At 42.1% G+C, this 24,989-nt stretch carries 21 protein-coding genes; 9 read left to right on the plus strand and 12 right to left on the minus strand.

Features of this window, described 5'->3' with window-relative positions:
• Positions 1 to 16: 16 nt before the first annotated feature.
• The gene (locus tag MHI35_RS01290) at positions 17 to 1,099 is read right to left on the minus strand and encodes an iron-containing alcohol dehydrogenase family protein (RefSeq protein ID WP_211063462.1); all 1,083 of its coding nucleotides are present in this window, start codon (positions 1,097 to 1,099) and stop codon (positions 17 to 19) included.
• A gap of 189 nt (positions 1,100 to 1,288) precedes the next feature.
• Between MHI35_RS01290 and trhO the strand changes: the two genes are divergently transcribed.
• Positions 1,289 to 2,257, plus strand: a complete 969-nt coding sequence (trhO, locus tag MHI35_RS01295) for an oxygen-dependent tRNA uridine(34) hydroxylase TrhO (protein ID WP_211063416.1) — start codon at positions 1,289 to 1,291, stop codon at positions 2,255 to 2,257.
• 327 nt (positions 2,258 to 2,584) lie between these two features.
• Positions 2,585 to 4,204, plus strand: a complete 1,620-nt coding sequence (locus tag MHI35_RS01300) for an APC family permease (RefSeq protein WP_144522495.1) — start codon at positions 2,585 to 2,587, stop codon at positions 4,202 to 4,204.
• Positions 4,205 to 4,238: 34 nt separating this feature from the next.
• On the opposite strand, the gene MHI35_RS01305 is transcribed toward MHI35_RS01300, so the two are convergent.
• The gene (locus MHI35_RS01305) at positions 4,239 to 4,439 is read right to left on the minus strand and encodes a hypothetical protein (RefSeq protein WP_088003784.1); all 201 of its coding nucleotides are present in this window, start codon (positions 4,437 to 4,439) and stop codon (positions 4,239 to 4,241) included.
• A 187-nt stretch (positions 4,440 to 4,626) separates the two neighbouring features.
• Here MHI35_RS01305 and licT point away from each other — a divergent pair, with 187 nt between their 5' ends.
• The 4 genes from licT (at position 4,627) to MHI35_RS01325 (ending at position 10,328) form a co-directional block, all read left to right on the plus strand.
• Entirely contained in the window at positions 4,627 to 5,463 is an 837-nt protein-coding gene (gene licT, locus MHI35_RS01310) for a BglG family transcription antiterminator LicT (RefSeq protein WP_211063415.1), read from the plus strand.
• A 235-nt stretch (positions 5,464 to 5,698) separates the two neighbouring features.
• Positions 5,699 to 7,558 (plus strand): beta-glucoside-specific PTS transporter subunit IIABC, encoded by a 1,860-nt coding sequence (locus MHI35_RS01315; protein ID WP_211063414.1) that lies wholly within the window; start codon positions 5,699 to 5,701, stop codon positions 7,556 to 7,558.
• Between the two features lie 19 nt (positions 7,559 to 7,577).
• Positions 7,578 to 8,999 carry a glycoside hydrolase family 1 protein gene (locus MHI35_RS01320; protein WP_211063413.1) on the plus strand — a complete coding sequence of 474 codons (1,422 nt, stop codon included), beginning with the start codon at positions 7,578 to 7,580 and terminating at the stop codon, positions 8,997 to 8,999.
• A gap of 591 nt (positions 9,000 to 9,590) precedes the next feature.
• Positions 9,591 to 10,328 carry a hypothetical protein gene (locus tag MHI35_RS01325; protein ID WP_335349336.1) on the plus strand — a complete coding sequence of 246 codons (738 nt, stop codon included), beginning with the start codon at positions 9,591 to 9,593 and terminating at the stop codon, positions 10,326 to 10,328.
• A 7-nt stretch (positions 10,329 to 10,335) separates the two neighbouring features.
• Here the strand turns inward: MHI35_RS01325 and MHI35_RS01330 are convergent, their stop codons facing one another.
• Both MHI35_RS01330 and MHI35_RS18860 read right to left on the minus strand, forming a co-directional pair.
• A complete protein-coding gene (locus tag MHI35_RS01330; RefSeq protein ID WP_012008787.1) occupies positions 10,336 to 10,653 on the minus strand; it encodes a hypothetical protein in 318 nt (105 codons plus the stop codon).
• A 27-nt stretch (positions 10,654 to 10,680) separates the two neighbouring features.
• Positions 10,681 to 10,836 (minus strand): DUF3967 domain-containing protein, encoded by a 156-nt coding sequence (locus MHI35_RS18860; protein ID WP_366560600.1) that lies wholly within the window; start codon positions 10,834 to 10,836, stop codon positions 10,681 to 10,683.
• Between the two features lie 120 nt (positions 10,837 to 10,956).
• On the opposite strand from MHI35_RS18860, the gene arr reads away from it, so the two are divergent.
• Entirely contained in the window at positions 10,957 to 11,373 is a 417-nt protein-coding gene (gene arr, locus MHI35_RS01335) for an NAD(+)--rifampin ADP-ribosyltransferase (RefSeq protein ID WP_335349335.1), read from the plus strand.
• A 58-nt stretch (positions 11,374 to 11,431) separates the two neighbouring features.
• Here the strand turns inward: arr and MHI35_RS01340 are convergent, their stop codons facing one another.
• The 6 genes from MHI35_RS01340 to MHI35_RS01365 are packed head-to-tail and all read right to left on the minus strand — an operon-like array spanning position 11,432 to position 18,921.
• Complete coding sequence (locus MHI35_RS01340) at positions 11,432 to 13,351, minus strand: BglG family transcription antiterminator (RefSeq protein WP_335349334.1); 1,920 nt, start codon at positions 13,349 to 13,351, stop codon at positions 11,432 to 11,434.
• The gene (locus tag MHI35_RS01345; protein WP_144522489.1) at positions 13,348 to 14,232 is read right to left on the minus strand and encodes an ROK family protein; all 885 of its coding nucleotides are present in this window, start codon (positions 14,230 to 14,232) and stop codon (positions 13,348 to 13,350) included. The genes MHI35_RS01340 and MHI35_RS01345 overlap by 4 nt, the downstream gene beginning before the upstream one ends.
• Before the next feature lie 57 nt (positions 14,233 to 14,289).
• Positions 14,290 to 16,953 (minus strand): mannosylglycerate hydrolase, encoded by a 2,664-nt coding sequence (gene mngB / locus MHI35_RS01350; protein WP_211063409.1) that lies wholly within the window; start codon positions 16,951 to 16,953, stop codon positions 14,290 to 14,292.
• Positions 16,954 to 16,981: 28 nt separating this feature from the next.
• On the minus strand, positions 16,982 to 18,100 hold the full coding sequence (locus tag MHI35_RS01355) for a PTS fructose transporter subunit IIC (protein WP_034664325.1): 1,119 nt from the start codon (positions 18,098 to 18,100) through the stop codon (positions 16,982 to 16,984).
• A 39-nt stretch (positions 18,101 to 18,139) separates the two neighbouring features.
• Positions 18,140 to 18,466, minus strand: coding sequence for a PTS fructose transporter subunit IIB (locus MHI35_RS01360; protein ID WP_012008793.1), 327 nt, complete (start codon positions 18,464 to 18,466; stop codon positions 18,140 to 18,142).
• The gene (locus MHI35_RS01365; RefSeq protein WP_144522487.1) at positions 18,463 to 18,921 is read right to left on the minus strand and encodes a PTS sugar transporter subunit IIA; all 459 of its coding nucleotides are present in this window, start codon (positions 18,919 to 18,921) and stop codon (positions 18,463 to 18,465) included. Before MHI35_RS01365 ends, MHI35_RS01360 begins: the two co-directional genes overlap by 4 nt.
• A gap of 241 nt (positions 18,922 to 19,162) precedes the next feature.
• Between MHI35_RS01365 and MHI35_RS01370 the strand changes: the two genes are divergently transcribed.
• Positions 19,163 to 21,832, plus strand: coding sequence for a S8 family peptidase (locus MHI35_RS01370; RefSeq protein WP_335349333.1), 2,670 nt, complete (start codon positions 19,163 to 19,165; stop codon positions 21,830 to 21,832).
• 130 nt (positions 21,833 to 21,962) lie between these two features.
• Complete coding sequence (locus MHI35_RS01375; RefSeq protein WP_211063407.1) at positions 21,963 to 22,445, plus strand: hypothetical protein; 483 nt, start codon at positions 21,963 to 21,965, stop codon at positions 22,443 to 22,445.
• A gap of 166 nt (positions 22,446 to 22,611) precedes the next feature.
• On the opposite strand, the gene MHI35_RS01380 is transcribed toward MHI35_RS01375, so the two are convergent.
• Together MHI35_RS01380 and MHI35_RS01385 are read right to left on the minus strand one after the other, a co-directional pair.
• Positions 22,612 to 23,964: an IS1182 family transposase gene (locus MHI35_RS01380; RefSeq protein ID WP_172692994.1), complete on the minus strand. Its 1,353-nt coding sequence runs from the start codon at positions 23,962 to 23,964 to the stop codon at positions 22,612 to 22,614.
• 392 nt (positions 23,965 to 24,356) lie between these two features.
• Positions 24,357 to 24,977 carry a hypothetical protein gene (locus MHI35_RS01385; RefSeq protein ID WP_144468833.1) on the minus strand — a complete coding sequence of 207 codons (621 nt, stop codon included), beginning with the start codon at positions 24,975 to 24,977 and terminating at the stop codon, positions 24,357 to 24,359.
• Positions 24,978 to 24,989: the final 12 nt, after the last annotated feature.

Raw genomic sequence — 24,989 nt, forward strand, 5'->3', positions numbered from 1 at the left:
TGCCTGTGCTTTTTATTTAACGATTTTTTGAGGCTGATACGTTTTCAATGACTTGAATGGCGTCGACAATTTGCTCTTTGGAATAGTCACCAATTAAGCAAAAAGTTTCGCCTGCTCGTGCAGCATGGCTTGCCACTGTTTTTGCGGCTTCTTCCAGCTGAGCTGTGATGCCAAGCTCACGCATATTTCTAGGTAATCCGAGTGTTTCATAAAGTTCAAGTAGCTCTTCTACTTCACTCATTCGATTTTCCGCGGCAAGCTGAACAAGAATGCCATAGGCCACTTTTTGACCATGCAATACGTGATGTGTTTCTTCAATAAATGTCAATCCGTTATGGATGGCGTGAGCTCCTGCCATTCTGCCGTAGCGTCCCCCGTACCCGCCGACCGTGCCGGCTAATGTAATAATAGTATCCGTTACATCTGCAAATGCTTGCGAAAGCTGACCCATTTGCAAGCTGTGGACAGCTTCTTCACTATGGGAAACAAGAATATCCCTCACGTATACCGCCTGTTTTAGTGCAGCATGCACCATGAGCGGCAAGGAATTCTTTGCATTTCGAATAATGGCTTCTGCTTCATACCATTTAGCCAGCGTATCTCCAATTCCACTTTGAAGGTAGGAAAGAGGAGAAGAGAGCAAAAAAGTATGATCAATGAGGGTGAGGTAGCTGGACCGCTTATGGTAATCAACTCTCATGAAATTCCCCTTGTCATCATAAATAACGCTAAGCGGTGTAGATGCAGCACATGTCCCCGGGATGGTTGGAACCATGATGACTTCAATTTGAAGAGCCTCTGCTACTGACTTGGCGGTGTCTAAAATTGTGCCACCTCCAATCCCAATGATTACATCTGCCTCTTGCAGTTCTTCTGCAATTCGAGTGATGGCATTGGGTGAACTGTATCCTTTGTGCTGGACAACAGGCCAATGAGACGGAAGCTTTGTGTACTGTGAAAAAGCATGAAATGAATCATATCCTGTCACGACAGCGGGCGACTGGAAGGATGAAGAAACAAGTGAATCGAGTTCATGATAAATGCCTTTTTGAGAAATAAATTGGTTTGGACCGCTTCTGACGATATCTTCTGGCTGGATCATTGCGTTCTACTCCTTTACAACATCATATTTCATAGATCATCTCATTTTACAGAAAGTTCTGTCAAATATGAGAAGAAAGACCCTTCCGTTTTATGGAATTGAGCCGCTGTCATTGCCTTTAGGTATGTATTTCCTGTATGATAAAGAACGGTATGTTTTGATTAAATTTAAGAGGTGTTTATATATATGGAAAAACAATATCGTGTCTTACTTTACTATCAATATGTCCCCATCGAGGACCCAGAGACGTTTACAGCAGAGCATCTAGCATTCTGTAAGGAACTTGGTTTGTTAGGCCGTATCCTTATCTCAGCAGAAGGCATAAATGGAACGGTTTCTGGTACCATTGAGCAAACGGACAAGTACATGGAAGCATTAAAAGAAGATCCGCGCTTTGCGTCTATGCCGATCAAAATTGACGAAGCAGACGGTCATGCGTTTAAAAAAATGCACGTCCGCCATCGAAATGAACTAGTGAATCTGAGCCTTGAAGATGATGTGAACCCGTTAGAATTAACAGGTAAACATCTTAGCCCGGTTGAATTTTACGAGCAAATGCAATCACCTGATACTGTTGTGATTGACGCGCGTAATGATTACGAATTTGATGTTGGCCACTTTAGAGGGGCTGTTCGTCCTGATATTGAGACATTCCGCGAATTACCGGAGTGGATTCGTGACAATAAAGAGATTCTTGAAGGAAAAAAAATCCTGACGTATTGCACAGGCGGCGTACGCTGTGAGAAATTCTCAGGCTGGTTAAAGCGTGAAGGCTTTGAAGATGTCTCTCAGCTTGACGGCGGAATTGTCACGTACGGAAAAGACCCAGAAGTTCAAGGGAAGCTCTGGGATGGTCAATGCTACGTGTTTGATACTCGCTTAACAGTGCCTGTGAATCAAACAGAGCATGTGGTTGTCGGAAAAGATTTCTTCACTGGTGAGCCTTGCGAGCGTTATGTGAACTGTGCAAACCCTGCATGTAACCGCAAAATGATTGCAACAGAAGAAAGCGAGCATAAATATATGCGCAGCTGTAGCCATGAATGTCGTACGAGTGAACGTAACCTATATGTGAAACAGCACAACCTGTCTGAAGAAGAAGTGAAAGAAAGACTAGCTGTGATTGAACAAGAACAAGCAATCTCACAAGGATAGAGGACTCCTCTATCCTTTTTTCTATACAGAAGAAAGAGGGATTCATTTCCTCTTTCTTTTTTGTTTTGTTTTTTTCAAAATAAGGGTAAAGGTAGTTATTCAGTCTAATAGATTGAATCATTGAAAAAACGCTTTCTTGAGAAATAAGCATGTTCGACTATTTCAGAAAATGGAGAATTGAGAGATAATAAAACAGGCGAAAAAATGAACAAGGGTAAAGATTTAGTTTAAGAAATATTTGTCAATTGAATAAAAAGTGAACTGCAACGAAAGAAAGGTGCTTTCTTGGGCACATGCTTTGTAATTTAATCGAAAGGTGTTATGAACATGAATCAATTGCATCGTAGAATGGGAACTTTCGCTTTAATGATGGTAGGTCTTGGCTCAATCATTGGTTCAGGATGGCTATTCGGTGCTTGGCGTGCCGCTCAAATTGCCGGCCCTGCGGCTATTTTATCCTGGTTGATTGGGATGGTTGTGATTTTATTTATCGCTTTGTCTTATAGTGAACTTGGATCGATGTTTCCAGAGGCAGGCGGAATGGTGAAATATACGCAATATTCACATGGCTCATTTATCGGATTTATTGCCGCTTGGGCAAACTGGATCGCCATTGTCTCCGTCATTCCGGTTGAGGCGGTGGCTTCTGTCCAGTATATGAGTTCTTGGCCTTGGGAATGGGCAAAATGGACAACCCATTTGGTCACAAAAGGGGTGTTGACGACAGAAGGACTCATGGTCGCCAGTGTGCTTCTTGTGATTTACTTTCTACTTAATTACTGGACAGTAGGGTTATTTTCAAAAGCGAATACATTCATTACCGTGTTTAAAATTGTCATTCCAGGGTTAACCATTGGTGCGCTCTTATTCGTAGGTTTTCATAGTGAGAATTTTACTTCTGGAACCAGTATTGCTCCTAACGGCTGGGCGAGTGTGTTGACAGCTGTTGCGACATCAGGAATTGTGTTTGCCTTCAATGGCTTCCAAAGTCCGATTAATATGGCGGGTGAGGCGAAAAATCCAGGGAGATCAATTCCGATTGCGATTGTTGGATCCATTTTGATTGCGACTGTGATTTATGTGCTTTTACAAATCGCCTTTATCGGTGCTGTCGATCCGTCCATGATTGTGAATGGATGGGGTCATTTGAATTTCAACTCCCCATTTGCTGACCTTGCCATTGCGCTTGGGATTAACTGGCTTGTTCTGATTTTATATGCAGATGCGTTTGTATCCCCTTCTGGTACAGGGATTACGTATACGGCGACGACGTCTCGCATGATTTATGGAATGGAAAAAAATAAGTATATGCCAAGTGTGCTTGGTCGTCTGCATCCTATTTATGGCGTGCCTCGTCCAGCGATGTTTTTTAACTTAGCTGTCTCGTTTATCTTTCTATTTTTATTTAGAGGCTGGGGTGTACTTGCGGAAATCATATCTGTTGCGACACTTATTTCTTATCTGACAGGACCAGTAACGGTCATGACGCTGAGAAAGACAGGGACAGATTTATATCGTCCCCTTCGAATAAAAGGACTTAGCATCATCGCTCCTCTCGGTTTTGTCTTTGCGTCATTGACGCTTTATTGGGCGAGATGGCCGTTAACAGGTCAGGTGCTATTCATTATTCTCATCGGTCTTCCAATCTATTTTTACTATCAAGCAAAATCGAAGTGGAAAGGCTTCGGCCGCAACTTCAAAGCGGGTGCTTGGATGGTCGTGTACTTACTTGTGATGATGACCATTTCCTGCCTTGGTAGTGACAAATTCGGCGGTTATAATGTCATTCATTATGGTTGGGATATGGCTCTTATTACAGTGGTTTCCTTGCTATTTTATATGTGGGCACTCAAAAGTGGATTTGAAACAGAATTTCTAGAGGATGCGAAAAAAATCAATGATGAGCTGCGTACTTCTTCGCAAGAAGCCGCATCATCCAAAGAATAAAGGAACGGCTGCCTGAATATTACGGGCAGCCGTTTTATTTTGATAAATGATGCATCACATGCTGCCTGAGCCAAGTGGTCACACCGCGCAAAACAGCTGCTGTGACAAATGAGATGAGCACATACTTCCAAAGTAGATTCATACCTTGTCCACTAAGCAAAAACACGATTCCTAGAAAAACGAGTGTGAATAGAAGCATGAATAAAAATGATGCTGACCAGAAAAAAGCCTTCACTGAAGGTCACCTCCTTGGAGTATATTGTATGCAGTCAATTGAAGGATCAGACCAGCTATGAAAGGGTATAATCATGGTGAAATCTATTGCCAAAGTCAGATAAAAACACCAAGGGATTTGACAGTTATGTTAAGATGAGAGCATATTTTGAGTGAAGATTGTGGTTCATAGACGGAGGTGTTTGGGGTTGCAGATACAAAAAGTTCTAAACAATAATGTCATTAGTGTAATAGATGAACAAGGAAAAGAAATCGTCGTCATGGGGAGAGGTATCGCGTTCCAGCGACGGCCCGGGGACCCGGTAGACGAATCGTTAATCGATAAAGTTTTCCGCCTGGAGGATCATTCCGTTCATGAGCGGATGAAAATGCTGCTTTTGGAGGTTCCGTATGATGTGGTCAAGGTGACCGAAGAAATGATTCAATATGCACATACAAAGCTGAACCGAAGATTAAACGAAAGTCTGCATGTATCGCTGGCAGACCATATTCATTACGCCATCGAACGATTGAAGAAAAATCATCTGATTGAGAATTCGCTCATTTGGGAGATTAAACGCTTATACAAAGATGAATTTCTTGTCGCAAAGGACTGCCTTGAGATGATTGAAGAGCGTCTACATGTTGAATTGCCTGAGGATGAAGCAGGCTTTATTGCTATGCATATCATTAATGCAGAGCTCAATGAGGACATGAATACAACGGTCAATATCACAAAAGAAGTAAACGCCATTCTCACCATAGTGAAATATCATCTCAATATGGAATTTGATGAAGACTCACTCAACTTTTATCGTTTTCTCACGCATTTACGCTTTTTCGTCCAGCGTCTGATTAACGAAACAATGCTTGTCAGCGAAGATCAGGACTTGTATCAGCTGATCAAGGTAAAATATCCAAAGGCATATGAATGTGCAAAGAAAATCGCAGAATACGTCTATCAAACCTATCACCGAGACCTTACATCAGAGGAGATGCTGTATCTTTCTATTCACTTGAATCGATTGATCAAACGAGAAAATTAAAGATAGTTTTTAAAAGAAAGCGTTGACATGAGAAAAGTTGAGTGGTACTATTTGCTCATAAACATAAAAGAATACGGTTTCACAATGATCGTCTTAGAGGATTGTGACTGTTCGGCAGGCAAAACCTAAACGTTCACTGAAAAAGCGCAATAGCAAGTTGCGACTATTTTTGGTGCCCGTTTAGGTTTTTATTTTGCCCAAAAACGTATTTTTTTGAAAAAAAGGGGGTTTTTGTATGAGTTATCGTCAATTAGCAGAAGACATTATGAAACACATTGGCACAGAGAAAAACGTTCATTCACTGGTCCATTGCGCTACGAGACTTCGCTTCACATTAAATGACCGATCAAAAGCAGACAAAGCAGCCATTGAAAAATTAAATGGTGTTGTGACCGTTATGGAAAGTGGTGGTCAATTTCAAGTCGTCATTGGGAATACTGTACCAGAGGTTTATCGAGAGATTGGGGAGTTTACGAATCTATTAGAGGAGTCCACTTCTTCATCTGCAAAATCTGGTGGAGAGAGCACGAGCCTTTTCGGTAAATTCGTCGACATTGTCTCTGGTATTTTCACACCACTTCTCGGTGTTATGGCGGGTGCTGGTATTTTAAAAGGTCTATTAGGTATCTGTATCAATGCGAAATGGTTATCACCTGAGGATACGTCGTATCAAATTTTATTTGCTGCGTCTGACAGCTTGTTCTACTTCTTGCCATTACTGCTCGCATTCACTTCGGCGAGGAAGTTTAAAGCGAATCCATTTGTCGCTGTGACGATTGCTGGTGCACTTATTTACCCTACCATTCAAGAATTGTCAAAAGGCGGCGGAGATGTGACCTTCTTCGGTATTCCAGTCGTCTTAATGTCTTATACATCAACGGTTATTCCAATCATTTTGGCAGTGTTTGTCATGGGATATATCGAACGTTTCTTTAACAAAGTCATTCATGAAAGTGTCAAAAACTTTATTACACCATTGATCTTACTTGTCACGGTTGTTCCGTTGACACTCATTGTATTCGGACCATTTGGTGTGTATGCAGGGAACGGCATTGCCGCTGTCTTGCTGAAAGTATTCTCCTTTAGTCCTACACTTGCAGGTGCTTTAATTGCGATGGCATGGCAGGTTCTTGTGATCTTCGGTATCCACTGGGGTCTAGTGCCAGTCATTTTAAATAATATCGCCGTCCATGGAAAAGATCATATCAAGCCGGCGACTGCGCCAGCTGTATTTTCACAAGCTGGTGCTTCTATCGGGGTTATGCTGAAAACAAAGAATAAAAAACTGAAATCATTGGCTGGATCGACAGCGGTTTCTGCCGTGTTTGGGATCACAGAGCCAGCTGTATACGGAGTCACACTTCGTTTGAAAAAACCATTTATTGCAGCCGTTATCTCTGCTGGGGTCGGCGGTGCGATCATCGGTTATTCACAAAGTATTGCGATTGCGTCAGGACTTCCAAGTTTACTGACACTTCCGATTTTCTATGGACAAGGGTTTACAGGATTTATCATCGGAATCTCGGTCTCGTTTGTACTATCCATCGTCTTGACTTACTTGATTGGATTTAAGGATCCAGTAGATGAAGATGAAACGCCAGCACCGGTTGCCGCGCCAACAATGGAAAACGAACATGGGGTCAAAGCAGCTCATGTGAAAAGTCCTTTAAAGGGTGAGGTAATCAAGCTGGAGGAGGTGCAGGATAAGGCATTCTCATCCGGTGCACTAGGAAAGGGTGCAGCCATCATTCCATCAGAAGGCAAGCTGTTTGCACCAGTATCAGGAGTTGTGACAACGGTGTTCCCAACAGGTCATGCGTACGGTCTTACTTCTGAAAGCGGAGCAGAAGTGCTCATCCATATTGGGCTTGATACCGTACAATTAGGCGGTCAGCATTTTAGCCCGAAGGTCGTACAGGGGCAACCCATCACTGAGGGTGAGTTGCTTGCGGAGTTTGATATTGAAGCCATTCAAGCTTCTGGTCTATCCGTCACAACACCAGTGATTATTACCAATTCAGGTGAGTTTAGCGATATCATAGAAACAGAAGAAAAACAAATCACACCAGGACAATCATTTTTACATCTCGTTTAATCAAAAGGAGGAAAAAAATATGAGATATTCAACACTAACACCATTTCCAAAGGACTTTTTCTGGGGCGGATCTACTTCCGCTTATCAAGTAGAAGGTGCATGGAACGAGGATGGCAAAGGACCATCTGTCATTGATATGAGAGAAAGTTATCCTGAAGGGACAACTGATTTTAAAGTCGCAAGCGATCATTATCACCGCTATAAAGAGGATGTGAAGATGTTTGCAGAAATGGGTTTGAAGGCTTATCGTTTCTCTATTGCATGGACACGGATCATTCCAAATGGAGATGGGGAGATCAATCAAAAGGGGATTGAATTCTATCATTCTCTCATCGATGAGTTGCGCCGTTATGATATTGAACCAATCGTGACAATGTATCATTTTGATCTGCCTCATGCACTTCAAGTAAAAGGCGGTTGGTCAAATCGTGCGACAGTCGATGCGTTTGAACGGTATGCAAAGGTTCTATTTCAGGAGTATGGTCAGAAGGTGAAATATTGGCTGACCATTAATGAACAAAACATGATGATCTTACATGGATCAGCGCTCGGTACACTTGATCCAAATTTAGAAAATCCGAAAAAAGAACTGTATCAGCAGAACCATCATATGCTCGTCGCTCAAGCGAAAGCCATGACGCTTTGTCATCAAATGCTGCCTGAAGCGAAAATTGGACCAGCACCAAACATTGCGCTCATTTATCCGGCTTCTCCAAAGCCTGAGGATGTACTTGCTGCGGCGAACTACAATGCGATCCGCAACTGGCTGTATCTTGATATGGCTGTCTACGGCCGTTATAACAACCTCGCTTGGGCGTACATGAAAGAAAAAGACATTCTTCCTGTCATTGAAGAGGGAGATATGGATATTTTGAAAAGTGCGAAGCCAGACTTCATTGCCTTTAACTACTACACATCTCAAACGGTTGAAGCGAGTAAAGGAGACGGCAATGATGAATTTGCACGCGGCGGAGATCAGCATTTGAAATCTGGTGAAGATGGCGTATACAAAGGCGGCAACAACCCATTCTTAAGTAAAAATGCGTTTGGCTGGGAGATTGACCCTGTCGGCTTCCGATCAACGATGCGTGAGATTTATGACCGTTATCAGTTACCTCTTATTATCACGGAAAACGGATTGGGTGCTTTCGACAAATTAGAAGAAGATGGATCGATTCAAGATGACTATCGAATTGATTATTTAGAAAAACATATCGAACAAATCAAATGGGCGATCACAGACGGCGTTGAGGTCTTCGGATACTGCCCGTGGTCTGCAATCGATCTAATCAGCACACACCAAGGATGCTCCAAGCGCTACGGATTCATCTACGTCAACCGTGATGAATTTGACCTAAAAGACCTGAAGAGAATTCGTAAAAAGAGCTCTTACTGGTATGAAACATTAATTCAGCAAAATGGAGAGAACATCGGGGAGTAACAAACAAAAAAGCCAATCACCTTATGCGGGTGGTTGGCTTTTTTCGTTCACTTTATTGGCAAGATCATATTGTTCGAGTTGTTTTAAAAAGATAGCCTGATTTTAACAGCCTAATAAACTACTTTCTTTTATAATCCGAAGAAATTTTGCTGTTTCGAATGCTACATCAGGTGGAAGGCCTGCCTGTATAAACATTGCGTTACTTTGTAAAAAACTGATTTAGCTTTTTTTGCATATTTCTTGTCTATTACTTTCGATAAAGGATTTTTCTAAATATGTGCTTGACTTGCGAAAGAGCCTGAACAGGAAGTTTTTTGCTATTTTAGTAACGATATTTTTAGTTTGGGCTTCTTTAGATTGTGGTGGAAATACCTTACACCATTGTTTAGGAATATGCATTTTTGCTTATATCATTTGTCTACCACAGAAATTTTCATCAAAACGAAGTTCTAAAAAATAAAAAAATGATTGCGGACACCGCAACCAAAAAAGTAATTTTCAATTAAATCTATCTTAAATACATTGATACACTCATTTTGATATAATAACCTTGATTTTGGAATTTAATACAAAAGGAGGAATGTAAACAAAATGTTCAAAAAAACACTCTTAATCCTAATTACCCTAGCGCTTGTCATATCAATAGGGTCTCCATTTTCATCAGAAGCATCAGCAGAAACACACTCTATCCATTCACAAGAATTAGAAGCGTTAGTAACACCGACGGTTCTACAAAATGAACAAGCTAACAAAGAATTAGACGAACTTGAAATGAAAATGGGGGAATACATAGAAAGCCTTCCATTTACAGAAAAAGAATTTGAAAACATGACAGAGTCAGAACAAAATAAAGTGATCGATCAATATTTCAACAATGAAGAATTTTTAGCTTTAGAAAATCGAATGAAACAACTTGACTCCAAAAGTAGTCAGAGTGAAATCACAACACAAGCACTACCTATATTCTTCGTACCAATCGCAATGACCGTAGGAAGAGTTGCTTTAATGGCCATCAGATCAAAAGGCGCAAGAACGGCACTTAAATATCTAAAAAATCGAATAAAAGGATTCGGAAAAAATTACAAAATTAAATGGGATGTAAGAAATGATAAAGGACAACTTAGAAGTTTAGTTGTCGTCCTACACAAAGGAAAGAAAAAAACAACAAGAGTATTTGCTGTAGACAATGGAAAAATCCCTTTAATACCAAAAACTTCAACTTGGTATTGGCATTTCCATGTAGCCCCAAAAGATAAAATACACCATGCTCTAAGAGCATCAGTACCAAAGAAATACAAAGCAAGTCCAGGAGAAACAATATTACACTAAAAAACCCCTAATTTTTAGGGGTTTTTTTCTCTTCATGACTTGTAACTATATCAACTGGATGTATCAAGTTTTCATCATCATTATCCTCATCAATGTAAGGCATAATAAGTGAATCCAACTCTTCCTTGTCATCGACTAAAGCAACGTAAGTTGTATAATCCTCTAAATCTGATGGAAACAATTCAGCTTGACCAACATTACTTTTCAATGCTTGGTCAATAGCACTTTTTAATTCTATTAAACCCTCACGATTACCAATAATATAAGAATCCATATGCCAACTTTTTTGAGCATAAATATGACAAATCTTATCTCTATCTTTCATCATCTCATTACACCTTTCCTGAAAAATTTAATTGATTATGTTTTTTTCATCCTGCTTCGTTGCCGCAATTAATTTTTTAGTTTCTTGAGTTTCTCTTATGGCTTCTAATAGCTTTTTATCTATTTTAATAAGACTGCTTTTTATGTATTCTTGCTGTTTTTTAACTTTCTGGAGGTGACAAATCCCATCTTACTCTCTACTATCATTATACCCCGAATGTCATCTCATTTATAGACTGTTTTCTACCCAGATCAGGCCGTATACTGTTATACGCAAGTCAAAAACGATAAGGGGCGTGGCTGTATGAATGACAAGCAACAAGTTTTAGACCCTGGTCCATTTTTTCATGGGACGAAAGCAGAATTGAAGATAGGAGATCTGCTTGAACCGCAGTACTTATCGAATTATCAGGATCGAAAATCAAACCATATCTATTTTACCGGAACACTAAACGCGGCCAAATGGGGTGCTGAATTAGCAAGATCTGATGCGAGAGAAAGAATTTATCTTGTAGAACCGTTAGGCGAGTTTGAAAATGATCCGAATTTGACTGACAAAAGATTTCCCGGCAACCCAACACGTTCTTATCGATCGAAATCCCCTTTGAAAATCGTCGCAGAATTAGGTTCATGGGAAAGACATTCCGATGAAGAAATTGAACATATGCTGAGCTCTTTAAAGAAATTAAGTGAAGAAGGAAAAAATGTCATATACGATTGATGATTCTCAATCACACGAAGGCCGCCTCATCAACAACTGGGCGGCCTTTTGTTTGATCTTATTGAAACAACGCATTCATTAGCTCATCAAATGTTTTTGATTGATTCAGGGAGTGAATGCGGTTTGGATTGTCCAGTAAATCGACGGCCTGTTCAAAAAATTGATTCATGCAGGCTGCGTCATCTTTATGAATGGCTAATAAAAAGACAAGTGATACTTGGTCTCCCTGCCAGTCAATCGGCTGTTTTAAGTGTGCGATGGCTATGCAGGATGTGCCTTCATTTGTGATAAGCGGGTGCGGCATGGCAATGCCTCTTCCAAGATAGGTAGACGACATTTGCTCCCGTTCAAGCACTGAGGACCGAAAAGATGACGATACTAGCTGATGCGTTTCTAAACGGCTGCATAGTGTGTCTAATACCTCGTCCTTACTGGATAGTTCAGCATTCAATAAGGTTAATCGTTCTTGAAAAAACGCCATCAGTTCCTGCGTGGGAGTCCCGTGTCCATTTAATAAATGAATGACCTCATTCACCCGCTGCACATCATGTTTTTCAAAAAAGGCGCTGACCTGTATCACTGGTTTTCCCTTTGATGCGAGTGGGACGGTTGTAATGATGACATCACAGGGAAGGGTGGTGCTCATGAGATAATCCTGATAGGAATACAGCTCGACGATGTCCAGTTCGTGCTGAAAGGCTGTCTTCAATTTAATTTCAAGTAGTCTTGCCGTCCCTAAACCAGATCCGCACACGATAATCGCTTTCTTTTTTTGCGAGGTATCGAGCTGACTTCTTTCAAATGAAGCAGCGATATGCAGGGCAACATATGCCGCTTCATCTTCATTTGGCGTCCGCACCAGCTGTAAGGCATTCAGCCCGCTGACAGCCAAATCAAACGGGTATGGATAGGACGTTTTGATTTCATGCAACAGCGGATTTTGTAAGGATACGCCATGTTGGATTCGATTTAATAATGGTTTCATATGAAGCATCAAGTCTTGCTGCAGGATGTTGTCATCTGCAAATCGATGGCCGCTCATTTTCTCAATGTGCTGTAGAAAGACCGCAATCGCCTGCTGAACCTCCAATGTCGTCTGATGCTGGGCGGCTTCTTTCCACGTTTGATTTGCCAATAGATGCATGACTAAGTAATCTGTTTCATCCTCCGACAAGGTGACATGAAAGGTATCACTCACTTGTTGTATGATCTTTTGGGCAATTCTCATCAAGACGGGTAATCGTTGTGTACGAGTGGTACTGGCAGGTATCCGCTGGTTTTTTCGTGTCTGCTGAATCGCAATCGCTAAATGAATGACTAAGTTTTTTAAGGCAATGTCTTTAATGAGCAATGACTCTTGATGCAGATTCGTCAGGACAATCGATCGAATGGTTTCAAGAGAAATATCGGGAAAATGGAGCTGCTCGCGCTCGGTGATATGAGAAAGTGCAGGCTCTTCTTCAAGGAGTAAGTCTGCATAGCATGTTCTTTTTTGCAGTTCGTCTCCTTCAATTTTCAAGCCAAATCCAGGCTTTGACAGAAGGGACATACCGTAACGGGCTAACAGCTCTCGTCCTTTTTTCAAATCACTGCTGACCGTCATGCGGCTGATAAACAGTTCTTCGGCTAGCTGGTCAATTTTTAAGTAATCCTGTTGAAGCAATAGCTTCCTCATGATGAATCGTACACGCTCTTCTGGCATGACGGGGACGAGTGAGCGGGCAGGAAGTTTCTGCTGATGAAGCCAAAGCAGGAAGGCATCTTGGTCACTCGTTAATAGCGTGTATCCCTTTCCGCGGATCGTTTTAATCTTGGCTCCAGCTTCCTTTAATTGCTCATTTGCTTCTTTGATTAAATGACGGATGGATCGGTCAGATAAGCGAAAAGAGGCAGTGAGCTCCTCTAGCTTCACGAACCCCTTCGTTTCAAATAGCCGCTGAATCAGCTGATAGGTTCGAGGATCTGCCGTCATCATCATTGCGTGGCTCCTTGTGCTTGTAAGGCATCAGTACCAAGAGCGATGGCGCCCATTAAACCTGATAATCCATCAAAGGATGGCTTGGTGATAATTTGATTTAAAGGCTTTGGTAGTTGTAAATACCCATGAAGCCGCTTTTCTGTTTCCTCAAGAATGAGCGGTAGCATAGCAGGCTGTTTCATCACACCTCCGCCGAGAATGATGCGTTCTGGTGAAAGGGTGAGTAATAAATTGGCGGTCATCTGCCCGAGATAGTAGGCATGAAGTGACCAAGCAGGATGCTCTTCTGGCAGCATGGATGCCAGTGTATGATAGCGCCCTTCTATGGCAGGACCTGATGCCAGTCCCTCTAAACAGTCATGATGTATAGGGCAACAGCCACCATAGGAATCATGAGGGTGCCGCTGCACTGTGATATGACCCATTTCTGGATGCAGCAACCCGTGAATAAGGCGATGTTCAATATAGGCACCGCCACCTATCCCAGTTCCTACAGTGATATAGACCAAAGAAGCAGGCTTTTCTGCTTCAAGCGAAAAGCGGGCTTCCCCGAGTGCTGCACAATTCACATCGGTATCAAGCTTCATCGGGAGCCCAAGGGCTTGTTTTAAGGTAGAGAGGAAAGGGAACTGGCGCCAAGCTGTTTTGGGTGTCTCTAAAATCGTCCCATAGCTTGGGCTGTGCTCTTTTACATCAACAGGCCCGAAAGCCCCAATGCCAATGGCATCGACAGGATGCTTTGTAAAGTAATCGATCACTTGCTGGCATGTTTCAATTGGGTTTCCTGTTGCAAAGGAAGTCATGTGTTCAATCGTTCCGTCGGTTGTTCCGTAGCCGCAGACAAATTTTGTTCCGCCTGCTTCAATGCCTCCAATTCGCATGATCAATGCCCTCCATTAAAGAGGGGCGGAATCCAAATGGATCCCGCCCCTACATGTTCATTTTTTCTTTACAATGTAGGTTTGTACCTGACAAGGTGTGAGCGGTTCAATGTGTAATGATCCATGTTGTGCTTTGAGTATATGTCCTTCAGGTGTTTCGCCTAAATTCGCTGTTTCTCCGTGTTGTAGCGATGAACTATTGATTGAAGCGGCTGTTTGACGCGTCAAAAATGGATTGAAGAGACGAATGACAATGCCTGTTCCGTGCTCTTCTTTTTTCAGAGCGCTTAGAATGGCTCCGTCTGTCTCGATGTCAAGCAGGCTATAAGTAGATTGTAAGTCTTCTTTTTCATCTCGGAAAGAGAAAATTAAACGACCGTTTAAAAAGTCTGCCCGCTCGTAGCATTGAACAGGGGTGGTATACCGTTTGGCAAGCTGTGCTAAGTGTCCCTCGCTGACTGCGTCCTTGCTATAGTGCATACCAAACGAGAACGATAGTGCACCTTGCAGCTGAGCGTCAGGTGTCTCCACAATTTTTTCACCAGATGCACGGCCTGGACGGTAAAGGAGGTTTTCTTTCCCCATTTTTCCGAAACAGCGGAAGAGCGTATACGCAATCGTTGTGTAGTCTTCTCCTGTGATCTGGTATTCTCTCACGCAGTCTGTCAATAGAGCGACACCGTATGCTTCATCACGAAGTGAAGTAAAGGATTGCATCGGTTCAATGGTGATTGGTTTTTCTTCCCAATGTTCATTGCTCCACCATTCAAGCTCTTGCGTGAGCTCAGTTGGGCGTTCGATGGTTCCAAATTGCTGATCGCTCAGTGATACTTTTGATGCGATGCCTGTATCAAAGAGGACACGCAGACGATGGTCTAACGCATGATTGTCGACATCGACATGAAAACGGATGACAGGCTCATCTTTGTTTAATGCCACCTTCGCTGTGATCGGGAGTGAAGTCGTGACCGTTTGCTGAGAGCGCTCTTCTAAGTCATAGGGTACCGTAAGAGTAAGCTGGACAGTGAGCTCTTCCTGCAAGCCGCTTTTAGACACTGCGATGTCTGCTGAAGAAAGGTCCTTGGATGACACATACAAATCCTCGCGCGGCGGGGAATAGTTGTAAGAATCCCCATCGTCTCCATTGTCTTCAAAGATCATTTGCTCAGAGAATGTCCGGCCAGTTTGTTTATCTGTGATGTCCAATGATCCATTGTCGTTTGCTGTAATGCGGTAATACGCATTTTCAATCGCATGTCCTTCTGTTTGTTCCCATACAGATTCGCTCGATTCATCGAAGACCATGCTGACTTGTGTATAACCAACGGATGGTAAGCTGGTGGCTTCGATCAGCAGAACGGCTTTCCATACTTGCTTTGGCATGTACACTTCTTTACTTGGGTTAAGAGAAATTTGCTGTGCCAGCACATAATCTGTGACATCGGTTTTGCTTTTCACTGTGTAGTGAAGCGTTCTCCCATGTGCATCCTTTAGTGTAAATGGGCGTTCTGTGATAAAGGTTTCGACTTCAATGACTTCAGAACGTTTTGAAGGCAAGGTATTAAATAACGTGAGTGTGATGTCTTGCTCAGTTTGCAGTCGAATGGCAATGAGACGCATGTGTAGATCCACAAGGTTCTCGGCAATTTCCTTTGCCTGCTTGTAGCGGAAGAAGACGTCTTGATTCGTCGTGTCGCTATTACATCCGCCAATGCTGTCATGCGCTGCATTTTCAAACATGAGGTACCAAATATCACGAACCGTGTCATGCGGATAGTCGTGTCCGAGTGAATAGCTGATCGTGAGGATCGGCTCCATCACGTTGACGAGATAGTTTTCAATTTGATTGTTTAAGATTTTTAAATCAGCTCGTGTTGAAAAAATAGATTTGTGAATTCGCATGTGCTTCGCATGAATGAGCTCTCCTTGTAATGTTTCAAAAGATGTCCGCTCTTTTTTCACTGCTGCAATGTAATCTTCTAAACTGCTGATTTGATAGTGATGCTCGTCCAGTTCATTGGCTTTTTCTAATAAGTCAGGCAGATTTTTGCGAATGGGTGCCTGGTCAAAGCCATTTGGGAAATAGACATTCTTTGTGGTGGCCTTTGCTTGCAGCGCACCGATTTTTTCAGATAAAAAGGCTTGTAAGTCCTCATCCTTTTCAGGAATATTTCCACCGTAGTAGTAGCCAAATGGCAGGTTCACCGCAAAGACTTCACTTCCGTCAGCACCTTGCCAATTGAATTCGGTGTGATTCGTCATATGATCTGAAACGCCGCGCCAAAAAGCCGTATCCACAATGCCAAATCCGCGGTAAATTTGAGGCATTTGCGCGGATTGACCGAATGAGTCAGGGACATAGCCGACTTTCATCACATGACCGAACTGCTGACAGCGTTCAATTCCATATTGCAGGTTCCGTACAATGGATTCACCTGAAATGACGAGCTGGTCAGTTTGGGTATACCATGGGCCGATGATGAGACGTTTGGCTGTGACGAGCTTTTTAATTCGATTCTCATCCTCAGGACGCCATTTCAAGTAATCATCCAATAAGGATGCTTGGGCATCGAGCATGAAATAATGGAACCTGTCATCTGTTTCAAGGGTGTCTAAAATGTCCATTACGCTTTTCATTAAGTAGATACGGGAGCGGGAGGTGGTGAAATACCATTCCCGGTCCCAGTGAGTATGTGGAATCACATGTACATTGACAGTCATTGATCAACGACACCTTTCTATGTGCAAATTATCCTTCTAGTACAAGGTCAAAATCGTCTTCTTCTTTCTGTTTCTGATCATGCTCTGGCGTTTTTGGTTCTTTTTTCTCAGAGAAATTGACAAGCAGGTTGGCGCCAATACCGATGACGAGTGCGCCAGTGAGGGCTCCGATTAAATAGGCCCACCAGTTTCCGACGGAGAAGAATCCGTATAGCCCGCCAATTGGCGGCATGATGTCATGAACACCTAATAATGCAGCGACCCCGCTTCCAGCAGCACATGCGACAACATTGAGCGGAATCAATTTCAAAGGATTGACAAGGGTAAAAGGAATTGCCCCTTCTGTAATACCGATAATGCCCATGACAAGACCGCCACGTCCGGCTTCTCTAAAGGTCGGAGAGAAGTTGCGTTTTCGAATCAGTGTTGCAAGCCCGTATCCAAGCGGCGGGATGACAATCGCAATATTGACGAGAATGGCAGGGAGGTAGACGCCTGATAGGAAGAGCGCATTACCGGCCATCCAAGCCGATTTATTCACTGGTCCCCCAAGGTCAAAGCCAATCATCGCACCTAAAATGAGAGCGAGTGCGAGTGTGCTTGTCCCGTCAGCGACCATACCTTTGATCCATTCAATTAAAGCCGTGTTCAAAGCGCCTAATGGCCCGCCCAGCAGAACGGACATGAGAAGTCCAGTTAAGCCAACGGTAATAAGCGGTAAGATGAGCAGAGGAACAAGTCCGGCTGCGGAGCCTTGAATTTGAATTTTTCGTTTTACAAAAAGAGCGACATATCCTGCAAAGAAGCCTGCAATAACGGCACCGATAAATCCAGCATTCGTTGAGCTGGCAAGGGCACCGCCGATGAAGCCGGCTGCAAGCCCTGATTTATCCGCAATCGAATAGGCGATAAATCCAGCGAGTAGGACGTTCATTAAGCCAATGCCTGTCCAGCCAACCTGCTCCATTAAATAGGCACCGTGCAGTATGCCGCCAGCATCCTTATAGGCGTTTAAATCTGAAACACCAAATCCTAAACCGACTAATTTTGCTAAACCAACGATAAGGGAGGCACCAATGATCACAGGAAGAATATAAGAAATACCGGTCATGAGATGGCCTTCAATGACTTTTAATTTTGCTTTCATTTTGCTTTGCTCCTTTCTATATGGCATTGCTCACGTTTATTAAGATTCAGATTTTTTCTTTTCAACAAGTGCTACAGCTTTTGTGATGATTTGCTCGGCATTTTTTAAAGCGCGTCCAATCTCGACACGTACTGTGGGAATGCCTGAGAAACGTTCAGCATCGTTGATATGCTGATTGGAGGCAATGATGCAGAGGTCTGCCTGCTTTGCTTCCTCTGCTGTAATGCCGTTCACCTGTCCCATAATCCCTTGCTGTTCGATTTTGATCTCGTGTCCGAGCTGTTTACCCGCATTTTCTAACGCCTTTGCTGCCATTGGAGTATGAGCTAACCCTGCTGGACATGAAGTGACACCGACAATTTTCATTGTGTAATCCCCTCTTTCAATTGTTGTTCAATGACTTCGTAATAATAGTTAGCGGTTTGACCTGGCTGTATTTTTTCGATGAAAGCCGGTTCCATAAGGCTTGTCGCAATCCCTGACAGTAATTTCAGGTGTGTGACATTTGCCTCTTCTAATGGAACGAGCAGTGTAAATAAATAGCTTGTGGGCAAATCGTCGAAGCTGCCCCATTCAATCGGTTGTTCTAGCTCTAAAAAAAGAAGTGATGCCGTTTGTACAGCGGAGCTTTTTGTATGAGGAATGGCGAAGCCTTGCTGAAGTCCTGTTGAAACTTCGTCTTCGCGAGTCAACAAATCCGATAATAACCCCGCCTGATCGTTTGTAATCTGAAGGTCTTCAGCTTTCTCGGCAATGTATTGTAAAATCTCATTCTTTGATCGTCCGTTTACTTTTGTGAAAACATGATCTTTTTGGAACAAGCTGATCCCTTCTCTCTTGTTTGTTAAGCGCTTACAAGTTGATTGTAATGTACTTTTCTGCAAGGTTAAATAGCATCATTTTCCGTTTGAAATGGCAAAAAGTTTATGAAGCTATTTGTCTTGTACTCTGTTATCTCAAATCCTAGCTTAAAACGAGTTTAATTATGTAAAAAACAGATTCTACTAATTGCATTTCTGTGATATTCTTCCAAGGTGTGACAAAAGATAAGGGGGTCTTTTCATGTTCAAAAAGCAGGTCAAATCCTGTGTGATCGTACTCATGGCCATCATTCTCTGTATGGCGGCATTACCTGGATACGAGGCAGCAGCTGCCAGTAAAGGAACAAATGTCAATGAAGCCATTGGGTTAAAAAATGGTGAAGTCATCTCAGGGACATTACAGAATGAAATGGAAGAGTCATGGTACCAAATCACGCCATCTGCACAAGAGGTGGCAAAAGATACACATATGAAAATTTCTGTCAAAAGTAAACAAGTGTTATCCGTATCTGTCTATCCAAGTAAAGACAGAGCGATGAAGGATGACACTTATTCGAGATATCGTGTGGACACTGCAAGTGGAGAGACAGAGGTAGACTTCCCGCATGCATGGTCAGGTCCTTATTATGTCAAAGTGCTCTACTTAGGGTCGGAGGAAGACAGCCGTGATGAGGAAGAGGATGCAGCATATACAATCGGGTATAAAGGAGCTAACCTTCCGCCTTCTGAACCTGTTTTCCCAGAAGATGATGAGCCTGACATCATTATTATAGAGAAAAAATACGGGCGCGAAATTCTTCAATCGATTCGTACAATTGAAGATAAACGTTTTAATGAAACACCAAATGGTCAGAAGCTGAGCCGAGTGCTTCAAAAAACAAAGCCGTTTCTCAAATCGAAGCTCATCAAACAAAAAAATGAGCAACAAAAGGTATACAATTATCTACTGACATTAAAGTCACTGCTAAATGACGTAGAGAAAAATGGTGCATTTAGCGGTCATATTGTGACAGAGAAAGAACAACAGGCAATCCGTTCCCTTTTTGATATGCTCAAAGGAGCAAGTCCTGCCTATTTAAAGAAGGAATTAGAAGCAGTGAATCAACAGATTGGAATCGATCAGCTTGAAGGAAAATCGATCGGTTATGTATTAGAAAAGCAAAAGCTTGTAAAAGAAGAGAAAGTGAAGACGAATAAGATCATTTTTAAACTAAAGGATGGCCAAACGCTTCAATCGGCGAAAAAGAAGATGAAAAGCTATGGAATCCAAGAAAACCGCGTGACATCGCAGTCAGTAAGTCCTTTGTTTAAAGGAATGTATGTCTATGATGTGCCAGCAGGGCAAGAATCAGCTGGAAAGACTTTAAAAGCAGGCAAAGCTGTGATCAAAAGCACTGCGAGAAAGCTGTCCATCATGCCGAATGTTGAATTTGCAGAGCCTGTTCAAACGTATCGTGCACTGAGCAATGATGTGCAGTATGGATACCAGTGGCCCCTGAAAAACAGCGGGCAAAACAGCGGGAAAAAAGGCGCTGATGTGAAGTTTGAACAAATGAATACACTGATTGGCACAAGCAAAATGAAGCAAACATTGATTGCTGTAGTGGATACAGGTGTAGACAGTCGTTTGGCTGATCTAAGCGGGACTGTTCGTACGGACTTAGGTGCGAATCTCATTGGACGAAACAAAGATGCGATTGATGACAATGGACACGGTACGCATGTGGCGGGCATCATTGCCGCAAAAGCTGATAATCATTACTCAATGGCAGGTCTCAATCAACATACGGGCATCATTCCGGTGAAGGTACTGGATGCCTATGGTTTTGGAGATACAGAGCATATTGCACTTGGAATCAAGCATGCAGTGGATAAAGGCGCAAAGGTCATCAACATGAGTCTTGGCGGCTACTATAGCCGGGTAATCGAATATGCAATGAACTACGCGGCTCAAAGAAATGTACTAGTGGTCGTGGCGAGTGGAAATGATGGCGTTCCAGAAATGGGCTATCCTGCGACATCAAAGTACGCAATGGCCATTGGTGCAAGCAATCGTATGGATATTGCTGCTGAATTCTCAAGCTATGGTAAAGGACTAAGCATGTCTGCACCAGGATCTGATATTCCAAGCTTAATGCCAGATGGGAATGTCTCATACTTGAGCGGGACATCCATGGCGACACCATATGTAGCAGCGGCAGCAGGATTACTGCTTTCTAAAAATCCAACCTTAAAGCCGAATCAAGTAAGGAATATTTTGCAAAGCACAGCCGATAATATCTCCTTTACATCGGTTGATGGAGCAGATGACGTTTTCTATGATGAAAATGAAGAGCCAATTGTCGATCCGAAAATTCCAGGGATTGATTGGATGACAGGACATGGCAGACTGAATGCATTTGCTGCTTTAAGTGCTGTCGAACTAAATGCATCTATCAGCAAGGTGGAGGATCAGCATCAAAAGGTGACAGGTAAAGCAAAGGCTGGCGCTGCTATTTCTGTGTATAGAGGCAAAACTCTACTTGGAAAAGGCACAGCGGGCAAAAATGGAGCCTTTAGCGTGAAGATCAAGCATCAGAACAAAAACAAAGTCCTTCACATTAAGATTTCAAAAGGAAAGGCAGCAACAACGCTCAAAACAGTCGTCAAAAAAGGCAAAGCACCAGCTAAGCCGAAAGTTGGTAAAGTAACGGTCAAAAGTAAAACAATCAAAGGAACTGCGGGTGCAGGATTGACCATTAAAGTGAAAAATAAATCAAAGAAAGTCATCAAAACGGTAAAAACAAATAACAAGGGCGCCTTTACTGCCCAAATAAAACCGCAAAAAGCCAAAACAGTCTTGTATGTGACGGCTTCAGATGTGAGAAAAAGAGAAAGCAAAGCGGTGAAAGTTGTTGTTGTGAAAAAGTAAGAGGAGAGCTTCCCTTTGTCAAAAATCTGTCACTTCCCTTTCTAAAAAAGGGAAGTTTTTTGTTTTTTACTGGAAAACTACCAATTTCTGTCGATAGTAATATTGTAGGAAAAAAAAGGAGGATTTATCGATGAAAAAAATGATGTTTGCTTTCTTTCTATCATTGCTTCTTGTATTCCCAACCTTTGCACATGCAGAGGAAACAGGAGCAGTACCAGCATCTGTACAAGTAACAGGTGTCACAGCAAAAGACGGAGGTATAGTCGATTACGGGTCTGGCAGTAAATATCGAGTAGGTTCGTATTATTCAGCTACGTTTAAAGGATCGTTAGTAGATAAAAATGGAAAAGTGATGCCTAATTCGCCAATCCAGCTTTATTTTGAAGCAGCGATCAAACCATATGCTGAGAGAGCGACAGGCACAACAGACGAGAACGGACGATTTTCACTAACATTTCAAGTTCCTGCAGGTGCAGGCTATCGTACTTTTAATAATGCAGGCTGGTCTACACATTATTACGATATCGTTCCAATCACGTTCACTTCAAACGACATCAAGCTATCTTCAAATGTCACAAGTGTGTACCATTTGGCGTATACACTACGTAACTAATCTACTGGAAGAGGCTGCTTGGCGAAAGCCATGTTGTTTTCATAGAAAAAGGATGTCATCAGATGACATCCTCAGCTTGTAGAGAAACTCATGTTTTTCTACAGGCTTTTTTATTTTCATCGTAATTAGGATGGATGAGATTTAATGAAAAAGGCCTCCCACACACCTAGCCTAGCTTCGCTAGGTGTGTGGCAATCTTTTTCATGTTCTGACACGCAGCTGTGAGGAGAACTTGCTCACTCACATTTTGTTTCCCCCTTAACCGGCAGTAGCGAAGCCCATGCAGTTGTTTTGAATCTGCAAAGCTTCGCTCTATTTTTTCTTTTCTTTTTTTATATAGCTCTTTTCCAGAAACAGTTAGACGATTCTGTCTGATCTTTTCTTTATGTTCTTCCCATATGTGTCTTGAGATGACTCTTTGATGATTTTTCGACCTTGTGCATCTTTCAAGGAAAGGACACGATGCACATTTTTTAGGATCTGATTTGTAGAATCGATAACCTTTTCGATCTGTTGTCGTATATAAAAGCTTCTCACCTTTTGGGCATATGTAATGATCATTTTCAGAATCATACTGAAATTTCCACTTCTCAAATAATCCTCTTGTTGGATGAAAACGTCTATGGGCAATGACACCAAAAATATGTCGATCAGATAGACCTTTACAAATTGGTGTTGTCAAATAACCTGAATCAAGCGCAACAGCTTCTACTTGAAAACCAAATCGTGCGATTTGGTGATCTAACCGATCAAGATATGGAACAGAATCATGGACATTTCCAGGCGTGACATGAGCATCGGTGATGATATTATACTTCATATCTGTTGTCCGGTGGTCTAGGTAGAAAAAGCCTTCAGGCTTGTTTTCGCGATATAAATAGCCACTTTCAGGATCAGTCATACTTTGACGAATGTCTTTTTCTGTTTTCACCTCCTCTTTTACCTTTAAGGGCTTTTTTCCATGTGCCACCCGATCTTCTTGGACTGCTTCTTCTAAATCATTGATATAGTTCTGGGTATCTTGTTCAATCGTTTTTCTCGTATATTTATGTTTATTAGCATTGGCTTTAAGATGAGTTGAATCAGTAAAAAGAACGCGACCTCCTACCATATCATGATTGATAGCTTGAAGCACAATCTCATCGAAAATGTCTTGAAAAATCGTTGTATTTTTAAATCGAGTACGACGATTCCAACTAATAGTGGAGTGATGGGGAACGGGATCATTGATGTTCAAACCTAAAAACCATCTATACGCCATGTTATAGTAAATTTCTTTTTCGAGTTGTCTTTCAGAACGGATACCGTAAAGGTATCCGATAAACATCATTTTGAACAAAATAAGCGGATCAAGAGAAGGACGACCTTTATTCTCACTATAATAGGGTTTTACTTTATCTACGATAAATGAAAAATCAATGTACTGATCAATTTTACGAAGCAGGTGGTCCTCTTCGACCAGTTGATCTAGCAATACAAATTCGGCTTCGTGCTGAGAAGAATTTCTAGTGTGGAACATGAGAAAAACACCTTCCTTTAGAATGCTTTTCTCTATTATAAAATGGAGTGGTGGAAAATTTAAGGGAAAAATAAAGCTGCCGAGATTTTCTCGACAGCCTGAGGATGTCATCAGATGACATCCTTTTCTTTTTGTTAGCAAACCTGCTGGGCGGCAACCGAAAGAGTCGATAAACAAACACTCATGAGCCGTGACTCCCAGATTTGATCGAGCGTTTAACTTTTAATTCTGAGCTTTGATGGATAAGAACTTTCTCACTTGAACGTTGATCCTTGAACTTTCAATTTTGAGCTTTTATCAAGGATCATCCAGAGATGATCAGATGAGGAGGGAATAACCTTTCCCTCGGAGGTGTTTAGTTCTATCGATTTTCGGCTCACTAACAAAATTGATTAATCGATCTGTATTTTCGTCAGTGTATTGCTTTCTGACAAGGAAAAATCAACTTCCATTTGGAAATCCTCAATTTCGGTCGAAAGCTTTTCAATCTTCACTCGAAGATGAAGCGGATCGATGATCGTTGCCTCATTTTCAGCGAGAAACGACTTGACGATCTCTTGATTGGCAGCCGCTTGTGTTTTTCCGTCTTTTCCAAACAAGGTTTCTAAATGCTGGTCGAGCCTCTTCTTCACATCTGCATTGGTTTGTTCTGCTTTATCTACTAGCTCTGTGTACACCTTTTTCAATTTCCGTAAATAGCGAATATCGTATTCTATTGATGTCTTCCGTTCAATCGCTTCCGCCACTGTCATGCTGACACCCGCTACATCAATCGTTGTCGTCGCATTCGACACAACAATAGCAGATTTGATGGCATTCCGGCGTTTGATTAATGCTTGAATCGATTGGTCATCAGCCTTCGCTTTCTTTTCGATTTCTTCTTGATGTTGAAACCCATGCTGTATATGTTTCCCGATCATCAATCCACCAAGTACGGCTTCATCAACGGTTCGGTTGATTCTCTTATCTAACATTTTCAGTTCACTTAATGCTCTTGTAATAGTCATTTCCATAATAGTGACAAC

It is taken from the genome of Bacillus sp. FSL K6-3459 (genome assembly GCF_038003305.1).
Taxonomy (GTDB): domain Bacteria; phylum Bacillota; class Bacilli; order Bacillales; family Bacillaceae; genus Bacillus; species Bacillus pumilus_O.